Here is an 8,109-nt window from a genome sequence, read left to right on the forward strand (position 1 = left end):
CCTTTTGTGTAAATTCCTTCTCATTATGGCATTTATAGCAGAGTTTTGGGGTATCGAGCAAGAGCATCTTTTTGGCATTCGATGAGTGTGGTGTATGACAGCTTGGACACATCCCTGCCTGAACAGGTGCATGGACAACCTTGGCTTTAACAAAAGTGTCTTTTGGATGACAGCTAAAACATACCTCATTTGAGGAGATTAATCTGGGCAATTCACTTGAATGAGGGCTATGACAGCCTGCGCACATGCCCTCTGCAACTGGTGAATGAACAACCTTGCCTGTTATAAGGGTCTCCTTTGGGTGACAGTTAAAGCATACCTCATCTGAAAGAAGAAGTTTTTGAGAGTCAGATGAATGAGGGTTATGACAGCCTGCGCACATGCCCTGTGCAACTGGTGAATGAACAATCTTGCCTGTTATAAGGGTCTCCTTTGGATGGCAGTTAAAGCATACCTCATCTGAAAGAAGAAGTTTTTGAGAGTCAGTCGAATGAGGGTTGTGACAGGCATCGCACATGCCGCCCTGAACAGGCGAATGGATAACTGGTTTTGTGAATGCAGTCTTATCGTGGCAGTTATAGCAAAGCTCTGGCATAGGTGCGATGAGGAGCTTTTGGTTATCAGAGATATGCGGCTCATGGCAGGATGAGCAATCTCCTGCTTTTACAGGAGGATGAGAGGTTTTTTTTATAAATTCAGCCTTGTTGTGACAGGCATAACATAGCTTAGCTCCCTCTGCCATAAGGCCCTTTCTGAACTTTGCTCCCTTTGTATGAGGCTCTGTGTGGCAGACCTTACAGCCCATGACAACCGCAGGATGAAGCACCTTACCTACGGCATCGAATTTATGGCACCTACTACAGTCTCCTATTTGCTCAGAAATGGCAGTAGTAGAAAAAAACTGTAATGCCGCCAATACCAGAACGCAAAGAAATAAGCTTCTCTTCACTTATACCCTCTTTGATTTACTTGAGCCTGAAATAATTTTATTTAGTCTTTACTGCTGGTTTTGGCTCTTGTATCGCCTTTCTTTCATCCATGCTGTCGAATATATTGACCATCTCAGCCTTAACCCCTGATTTCGAGCCATGGCACATACTGCAGAAGACCTGCATCTTTTCGCCCCTGCCCACATCAACCCTGAGGTATTTGTAATTGGAATTCGATGGATGCGGGTCATGACAGCCAACGCATTCTAATTTCCCACCCCTTAGGAGAATAGAGGGCACAGTAGCAACCTTTGAGTCAGGTGCAATGCCAAATGGATGGCTCATAGTTGCCGAGACAGGCATAATTCCAATTCCACCCTTGTCCATTGTCTCATGACAGCCAAGACACAATGCAGTAGTGCCGGTTGTAGGCTGTTTTGTCTTTGGATTGATAGCTTTCTTATTAGGCTCAACCGCAAAGATTACATCGCCCTTTGCAGTGTGAATCCCATGACAGCCTGTACAGCTAAGTCCGTCATGCGCACCTGCACCATAAGACACCATAGGTAAAGCTAAAAAACCTGCTAATAATACTATTGGAAGCCATGCAAACCTCATTGTAACCTCCCTTTGATTGAATTCGTAATATTTAGGTAGGGCATTATAATATATTCGGATGCCTAAATTCAACTTAAAATACCTTGTGTGTAATGTCAAGCCAATTTAGAAATGTCCTCTTTGGTTAATAAGCATATGCCCAACACCCCGATACCAATGCTTCGGCAAAAGGGTCTCATCTGCTTGATTTATGGGGTGGGGGGGTGCCTCATAACCCCTTGATTTTTAATGATTCCCATGTTGATTAAGTTGATATTTATCAACCTTGACCCCTTTTTCATATTCAACCTTTTCTATAACTATAGTTAGATAATAACACCACAAAAGTTATTTGTCAAGTAAAAAATGAACTATGGTTTTCTATGTTGTTCTCCTCTTTTTTTATCATTCCGCAATACCCTCCCCGTCATTCCCCGACTTGTTCGGGAAATCCAGTCTTTCTCTTTAATCACAGTAGCCGCAGGCTTTAGCCTGCGATACGACTGTCATTCTGATGCCGATGCTTCGGCAGAAGAATCTCAGAATATTGAGAATGAAGCCTTTTTCAGAACGATGCTTTGCAGGAGAATTTGTCTGGAGAGTTTAGAAAATTAAAATATTCTGCTAAATTTTGCTACATCTTTGCTACAATATAAAGTCTTTTTGAATTTTATTTTTAAGAAGGCAGATATTATCCCTTCCTTTCGTTAAAATATGAAGATCTCAAGTTTCATTATCTTAATCAGCTACCTCCTGCTGTCTCTTCATTAAAGCCTTCTGGTTTTAACTGCCTTGAGGTTGTTAAGTTCCGGGTCTTTATGTAGAAGTGTGCTGTCTGTCTTCTGTGCTGCAGCTACAATCCATGCATCAGCTACTGAAAGAGGACAGGTGGCTTTTATTATGGATGCCATAAGGAGCAGGTCTTCGTCTTCTCTTACCTCTTTTACAGGTAGGTTCCTCAACATGATATATGCCCTTCTGCCTGTGTCCTCGCCTGAAAGCCTCCATGTCCTGTAGAGGACTTCCATAAATGACATGAAGCACACATAGACCGATGCCTCCCCCTTTTTTACCCTGAACAGTATATCGGAGACCTCCTTAGCCTCTTTTTCTCCAAGGAAATATGCCATTATTGCGGATGTATCAAGCGTGTAGCGGTGAGTCACTTTCTTTGTGTCTCTCTTTTCAGTTCCTCTCGGCGTTCTCTTTGCCTGTCCTCAATGAACTTTTTGAAGTCCAATTTGCCCTTCAGAGCACCCTCAAATGCCTTTATCGGCTCTTTGGGCAATGGTATCACCCTTATTCCGTTCTCTTCAACTACCCATTCAAGTTTGGATTCTGCCTCAAGACGGAACTTTCTTCTTATGTTTGCGGGGACTGCTGTTTGTCCCCTCGATGTAACCGTTGTCCTCATATCGCCCTCCAAGCCTTAAGCTTATTTTACAAGGAATTTAATTAAATTACAAGTAATTATTGTTCTTAACAAGAATAAGAGATGTCTACTGCTACCTCTCTTTCCTTATAAGTTCGAGCATCTCCTCTCTTGTAGATGCCTTTGTCCTGAAGATGCCTCTGACTGCCGATGTCACAGTCCTTGAGCCGGGCTTTTTAATTCCACGCATGCTCATACAGAGATGCTCTGCATCTATTATGACCATACAGCCCTTTGGCTTTAGCTTTTCCATTATGAGGTTGGCAAGCTGAGTTGTAAGTCTTTCCTGAACCTGTGGCCTTTTTGCGAAATACTCAAGTGCCTTCACAAGGTCGCTAAGCCCTACTATCTCTCCTCGTGGTATGTATGCAATATGTGCCTTTCCTATGAAGGGTAAAAGATGATGCTCGCATACCGAATAAAACGGGATGTCCTTGATGAGTATCATCTCGTCGTGCGTCTCTCCCCTTATAGTCTTTAGAATCTCCTCTGAAGAAGGCATAAGACCTGCGAATATCTCTTCATACATCTGAAAGACCCGTTCAGGGGTTTTCTTGAGACCTACTCTATCCGGCTCCTCTCCTATGCCTTCGAGAATGAGCCTTACTCCTTTTTTAATCTTTTCTTTGTCCATATAGTCCTCTTCTCTGTGATTATTGAATCGACCTTTATGTCATAAAGCTCAGTCGGAATATTCCTAACTATCTGCTCCTCATATGCAAGTGCTGTCTTTAAGATGCCGTGCCTTCCTGAGAGCATTCTATCATAGTAACCCTTCCCATAGCCAAGCCTTCCTCCTGATGGGTCAAATGCAATCCCTGGCATTATCACAATGTCAGCAGAATCAGGACTCCTAAGGCTTTTCTTACTTACTATTGGCTCAGGGATTCCCATATAACCCATTTCAATCTCATCCATGCCTTTGACCTCATATATTTTAAGGGAATGGCTTTTTATGTCAACCTTAGGAAGCATTACCGACTTGCCCATTGAAATGGCTTTTCTTATCATATCCAATGTATCTACCTCGGACCTCACCGATGCATAAAACAATATGCTTTTTGCATCCTTGAACTCCTTAAGGGAGAAAAGCCTTTTCCCTATAGCCGAATCCTTGAGCCTTTTAGTGTGAGGAGGTATCCCATTCCTTTTTTTCAGGACATCTGCCCTTATCCTTTTTTTTGGGAGCATCTTATTGACTCCTGCATAATAATGTCCTCTTTTCGCTGTCATTCCTGCTTGTCAGGAATCCTTCCGAAGAAAGATGCCGAACAAGTCGGCATGACATACGAGGGACAAGCCATGATTTTAATCACTCTCGATCCTTTTTTTAATCTCTTTTATTTCGCTCAAAAGAAGCTCATTAAAGGGTGTAGTGCCTTCCATATCAGACTTGATAATTTCAGGGTTAAAGCTCACCCTGCCTGCCAATGTCATATCTCCGATATTTTGTTTTATGAATGACATATCGTTTTCGGATGTGATTTTATTTGCAATGACATAGAGCTTTTTGATGCCAAGCTCTTCTGCCATCTTTCTGATAGTAAGTGCAGTCTGGATGCTTCTTCCGCCTGGCTCTACAACGATAATGAATGCATCCACGGCAGATGCAGTGCCTCTTGTGAGATGCTCTATGCCTGCCTCCATGTCAACGATGACGACCTCGTCTCTTTCTGTAATAAGATGCTTTATAAGTCTTCTCAGGAGCACATTTTCCGGGCAGTAACAGCCTGATGCGGCTTCCTTAGACCTTCCTGTTATGAGAAGCATTATGCCATTAAATCTTTTTCCAAACTCCTCAGGTATGTCATCGACACGAGGGTTAAGCTTGAATATTCCACCTATAGCCCCGGGCCTTGCACCTGTCCTTTCCTCTATAAGGTCAGCCATATCTGCTATTGGCAAGATTTCTGATATCTCAGATGGGCTCAGTCCGAATGCAGATGCCAGATTTGCATCCGGGTCTGCATCGACTGCGAGCACCTTTTTGCCCTCTTTCGAGAATACATAACTCAATGAGGCGGCTATCGTGGTTTTACCGACACCACCTTTACCTGTTACTGCTATTTTCATAGATAAAGATGGTAACATTTCAGAGGAAAATCTGTCAAAAATCAGGCAGAAACCTTATTTTCGGGTTGACAGATAAGGCTTTTGGTGGTAATATTTGATTGTGCTTGCAATAAGGGTTATTGCAATAGTCCTTTTTGTAGTTTCGACTGCTTATGCAGACATCTATAGCTATGTAGATGAAAACGGTGTCATCTGCCTTACCGACACACCCACGCGTGAAGCAAAACTAATGCCCCTGCAAAACGATGAAACCCCAAAGCTAAGGAGCTATAACAGCGTCTCCTATCAGTCCATTATAAAAAGCGTGGCTGACAAATACAGCATCGACCCCTCTCTTATACATGCAGTCATAACTACGGAGTCCAATTATAATCAGGGGGCTGTCTCGAGAAAGGGCGCTATGGGACTTATGCAGTTAATGCCTTCTACTGCCTCCCTGATGGGTGTTAGCAACCCATTTCGTCCTGAAGAAAACATAGAGGGTGGAACAAAGTATCTCAGGTACCTTCTCGATAGATTTGGCGGGGACCTCAGGCTTGCCCTTGCCGCATACAATGCAGGACCAGAATATGTCCAGAAATATGGCACAATCCCGCCTATCAGCGAGACAAAGGAATATGTAAAAAAAGTCCTCCTACTTTACAATGGAAACGAAAAGCTGAATGTTCAGTCCCCTGCCACTAAAAAAATCAGAAAGCCAACACCCATCTACAAGGTCATATTGGATGATGGGACGGTAATCTACACAAATACCGATTTCTTAAGCAAAAGCCCAGAGCCCTTCAGGTTTTAATGCAGTTTGAAGGGGACTTTCTTCGGGAAGAGATTCTGAAGCTAAAAGACCATCTCAGTGCAATAATACTATCTCATAATTATCAAAGGGATGAGGTTCAGGATATTGCCGATTTCGTAGGGGACTCTCTTGAGCTTTCACGGACAGCCGCATCCATAGACTGCGATGTCATAGTGTTTTGCGGGGTAAACTTTATGGCAGAAAGCGCCTCTATACTTTCCCCTAAAAAAATCGTCTTACTGCCTGAGCCCGAAGCAGTCTGCCCCATGGCTGACATGATAAGGGTTGACTCTCCACGAAGGCTCTGGAAAACATTTCCGGGCTATGAGGTCCAGCCAGCACTTATATTTCCGATTGAGTTTACCCTGAGGGATATAAAGCAGAAATACCCGGGTGTGCCTGTTGTTACATATGTCAATACAACTGCAGAGGTAAAGGCAGAAAGCGATATCTGCTGTACCTCATCGAATGTAGTAAAGGTTGTGGAATCACTGCCTGACGAAAGGGTCATATGCATCCCTGACAGAAACCTCTCGATGTGGGCACAAATGAACACTAAAAAACAGGTCATCTCATGGGATGGCTTCTGCCATGTTCATGACAGGGTCACACTTTCCGATGCCCTAAAGGCTAAGGAAAACCACCCTGATGCCCTGCTCATGGCACACCCTGAATGCAAGTTAGAGGTACTCCGTGTAGCAGACCATGTCACAAGCACATCGGGAATGCTTAGGTTCGCAAAGGCATCGGAGCATAGAGAGTTCATTGTTGGAACGGAATTAGGGCTCATGCATAGACTCAGAAAAGAAAACCCGGAGAAGACTTTCTACCCTTTAAGAAAAGATATGATCTGTCCTAATATGAAAAAAACTACATTGAAAAGCATCCTTCGTGCCTTAAAGGAGATGAATTATGTTATAAAGGTTCCCGAACACATAAGGGTCCCTGCCGAAAAAGCACTTTTGATGATGCTTGAGATTAAATAGAGAAGCTTATAAGCTTTTAGTCAGCAGATTCAGACAGGCGAATGCGCACGCGATATCTATAGACGGTTATCAACGCTTGTTTTTCGATATCACTCTTATGTGTTGTCACCAACTTCAATAAAACTTTTCCTTGACTTTTTGCAGGGATGTCTACCAATCGGATAGCAGAAATTTCATCATCAGTCAGTAACAAGCTCGGGCTCTATTCTTTCATGTGCGACAAGTCGCTGGGCGTAAAGCAGGCAGGCAAGAATATCTTCTTTCTCCAGAAAAGGATAGCCTTCTAAAAGTTCCTCCATGTCTGAACCTCCTGCCATCATCCCGAGGATGTGCTCCACAGCTATCCGCATACCGCGGATAATTGGTTTACCCCCAAAGATTGAAGGATTGAAAGTAATCCTTTTCAAGAGTTCATCTTCTTTCATTGCAATTCAAACCTCCATCCTTATGTTAGTTGGATTATACCATAATGTTTGAGATAAAAGCGTTAATAGCAGGAGTTTTAAGACCCATAAGGAGAGATTGCTTCGGCAAAGCCTCGCAATGACAAAAACGGAATTTGCAGGAAAGACTTAACAATATCCCTCATTGTATTTCGTGCCCTATTTGGTTTGAGTTTTTATTTTTTCTGATACCTCCGATAGAACAAAACCGATTAGCCCTAAATAAACTAAACTGCCACCTAAAATGAGCTCCATCTTATCGCCTGAGTCAAAATGATGCCCAGGAAGGTTAGGTTCTATTAATCCATCATAAACACCAAAATATAATCCCGTTGCTATAATTACAAAACCCATCACTTTCAATGCATCGCTCATTTAGAATATCCTCCTTATTTTATTTCGATGCTTGCAGTATCGATAATACTGCGTCAATTTTATAACAAGCAGACGTTTATTTAAAAATCTGCATCTCCACAGGGTCTGGTGTATCAGTCGCCCTATCAACTTTATCAAGCACCTTCTGTACCATTTCATTTGTGACACCGGCTACAATTTCTTTCATCAGGGTATCCTCCTCCTGCAGTGTTTTCTTTGCGTTAGCTAAAGATTCGATATTTGGATCAAGTTTTACATTTGACTCGCTAAAACCCTCTGCATACCTAACACTGTCAGATTTCTTTGAGTTTATGGAGTGAACAACAACCTGCTCACCAGTTGAGACGGACAGAACCTTAATTGACCCTGCTAATGCGACGGAAATGCTTTCAGAAACCTCTGTAAAGGACACCTTTATATCCCTAAAACATAGATACTCACGCATCTGCCCTTTACTGTCAGGTTTTGTGCAGGTATATCC

The 8,109-nt window shown here is 42.8% G+C and carries 12 protein-coding genes; 2 read left to right on the forward strand and 10 right to left on the reverse strand.

All coding sequences use genetic code 11. From position 1 onward, the window contains the following. The 7 genes from HY805_01770 to HY805_01800 form a co-directional block, all read right to left on the reverse strand. On the reverse strand, positions 1-949 hold a 949-nt coding region (locus tag HY805_01770; GenBank protein MBI4822943.1), incomplete at its 3' end, for a hypothetical protein. A 37-nt stretch (positions 950-986) separates the two neighbouring features. After that, positions 987-1,547 carry a cytochrome C gene (locus HY805_01775; protein MBI4822944.1) on the reverse strand — a complete coding sequence of 187 codons (561 nt, stop codon included), beginning with the start codon at positions 1,545-1,547 and terminating at the stop codon, positions 987-989. A gap of 746 nt (positions 1,548-2,293) precedes the next feature. Further along, positions 2,294-2,692 carry a PIN domain-containing protein gene (locus tag HY805_01780; GenBank protein ID MBI4822945.1) on the reverse strand — a complete coding sequence of 133 codons (399 nt, stop codon included), beginning with the start codon at positions 2,690-2,692 and terminating at the stop codon, positions 2,294-2,296. Then, positions 2,689-2,940 (reverse strand): AbrB/MazE/SpoVT family DNA-binding domain-containing protein, encoded by a 252-nt coding sequence (locus tag HY805_01785; protein ID MBI4822946.1) that lies wholly within the window; start codon positions 2,938-2,940, stop codon positions 2,689-2,691. The genes HY805_01780 and HY805_01785 overlap by 4 nt, the downstream gene beginning before the upstream one ends. A 91-nt stretch (positions 2,941-3,031) precedes the next feature. Next, positions 3,032-3,592, reverse strand: coding sequence for a GTP cyclohydrolase I FolE (gene folE, locus HY805_01790; GenBank protein ID MBI4822947.1), 561 nt, complete (start codon positions 3,590-3,592; stop codon positions 3,032-3,034). Continuing rightward, positions 3,562-4,191 (reverse strand): 5-formyltetrahydrofolate cyclo-ligase, encoded by a 630-nt coding sequence (locus HY805_01795; protein MBI4822948.1) that lies wholly within the window; start codon positions 4,189-4,191, stop codon positions 3,562-3,564. Before HY805_01795 ends, folE begins: the two co-directional genes overlap by 31 nt. Before the next feature lie 75 nt (positions 4,192-4,266). After that, complete coding sequence (locus HY805_01800; GenBank protein MBI4822949.1) at positions 4,267-5,031, reverse strand: AAA family ATPase; 765 nt, start codon at positions 5,029-5,031, stop codon at positions 4,267-4,269. Between the two features lie 94 nt (positions 5,032-5,125). Between HY805_01800 and HY805_01805 the strand changes: the two genes are divergently transcribed. Both HY805_01805 and nadA read left to right on the forward strand, forming a co-directional pair. After that, complete coding sequence (locus tag HY805_01805; GenBank protein ID MBI4822950.1) at positions 5,126-5,824, forward strand: lytic transglycosylase domain-containing protein; 699 nt, start codon at positions 5,126-5,128, stop codon at positions 5,822-5,824. Next, positions 5,824-6,810, forward strand: coding sequence for a quinolinate synthase (nadA, locus tag HY805_01810; protein ID MBI4822951.1), 987 nt, complete (start codon positions 5,824-5,826; stop codon positions 6,808-6,810). Before HY805_01805 ends, nadA begins: the two co-directional genes overlap by 1 nt. Before the next feature lie 179 nt (positions 6,811-6,989). On the opposite strand, the gene HY805_01815 is transcribed toward nadA, so the two are convergent. From HY805_01815 to HY805_01825, 3 genes are all read right to left on the reverse strand, one after another. Further along, complete coding sequence (locus tag HY805_01815; GenBank protein ID MBI4822952.1) at positions 6,990-7,235, reverse strand: DUF433 domain-containing protein; 246 nt, start codon at positions 7,233-7,235, stop codon at positions 6,990-6,992. Positions 7,236-7,412: 177 nt separating this feature from the next. Next, the gene (locus HY805_01820) at positions 7,413-7,628 is read right to left on the reverse strand and encodes a hypothetical protein (protein MBI4822953.1); all 216 of its coding nucleotides are present in this window, start codon (positions 7,626-7,628) and stop codon (positions 7,413-7,415) included. Between the two features lie 76 nt (positions 7,629-7,704). Beyond that, positions 7,705-8,073 carry a hypothetical protein gene (locus HY805_01825; GenBank protein ID MBI4822954.1) on the reverse strand — a complete coding sequence of 123 codons (369 nt, stop codon included), beginning with the start codon at positions 8,071-8,073 and terminating at the stop codon, positions 7,705-7,707. Positions 8,074-8,109: the final 36 nt, after the last annotated feature.

It is taken from the genome of Nitrospirota bacterium, from assembly GCA_016207905.1.
In the GTDB taxonomy this organism is placed as follows: domain Bacteria; phylum Nitrospirota; class Thermodesulfovibrionia; order Thermodesulfovibrionales; family JdFR-86; genus JACQZC01.

Coding starts and splice junctions, on each gene's coding strand:
- HY805_01800 (MBI4822949.1), bottom strand. CDS start 5,031: ATGAAAATAGCAGTAACAGGTAAAGGTGGTGTCGGTAAAACCACGATA.
- HY805_01815 (MBI4822952.1), bottom strand. CDS start 7,235: ATGAAAGAAGATGAACTCTTGAAAAGGATTACTTTCAATCCTTCAATC.
- HY805_01795 (MBI4822948.1), bottom strand. CDS start 4,191: ATGACAGCGAAAAGAGGACATTATTATGCAGGAGTCAATAAGATGCTC.
- HY805_01775 (MBI4822944.1), bottom strand. CDS start 1,547: ATGAGGTTTGCATGGCTTCCAATAGTATTATTAGCAGGTTTTTTAGCT.
- folE (MBI4822947.1), bottom strand. CDS start 3,592: ATGGACAAAGAAAAGATTAAAAAAGGAGTAAGGCTCATTCTCGAAGGC.
- nadA (MBI4822951.1), top strand. CDS start 5,824: ATGCAGTTTGAAGGGGACTTTCTTCGGGAAGAGATTCTGAAGCTAAAA.
- HY805_01820 (MBI4822953.1), bottom strand. CDS start 7,628: ATGAGCGATGCATTGAAAGTGATGGGTTTTGTAATTATAGCAACGGGA.
- HY805_01785 (MBI4822946.1), bottom strand. CDS start 2,940: ATGAGGACAACGGTTACATCGAGGGGACAAACAGCAGTCCCCGCAAAC.
- HY805_01825 (MBI4822954.1), bottom strand. CDS start 8,073: ATGCGTGAGTATCTATGTTTTAGGGATATAAAGGTGTCCTTTACAGAG.